This is a genomic window from Pseudomonas sp. SIMBA_068 (assembly GCF_046534705.1).
Taxonomy (GTDB): Bacteria; Pseudomonadota; Gammaproteobacteria; order Pseudomonadales; family Pseudomonadaceae; genus Aquipseudomonas; species Aquipseudomonas putida.
In genome coordinates this window covers 1-240 of the sequence record NZ_JAWRYI010001494.1, presented here as the reverse complement: position 1 = coordinate 240, position 240 = coordinate 1, and the positions used below count along the sequence as shown (strand labels likewise).

Sequence of the window (240 nt, the reverse complement as noted above, 5' to 3'; positions counted from 1 at the left end):
GATCGAACTCGAAGTGTTTCTGCGGGAACTGGATCGGGTCTGCCAGGGCCTGGCCATTTCGTTGCTGCCCATCGGTTATCGGCCCTACGGGGGCGTGGCGTCGGTGGCGACGGTGCCGCGTACTCGCTACTTGCACATGATGCCTATCCTGGAAAAGGTCTCGGGGGCCTCGGCCGGGCAGAAGATGACGGCCTCGATGCAGATTTCCGTCGACTACTTCTCCGAGCAGCATGCGGGCAA

Annotated in this window: 1 protein-coding gene; it reads left to right on the top strand. The window is 62.1% G+C overall.

The window, feature by feature from the left end; genetic code table 11:
• Positions 1-13: 13 nt before the first annotated feature.
• Positions 14-240, top strand: a 227-nt coding sequence (locus SB756_RS34625; RefSeq protein ID WP_410913826.1) for a hypothetical protein, incomplete at its 3' end; no start/stop codon positions are given.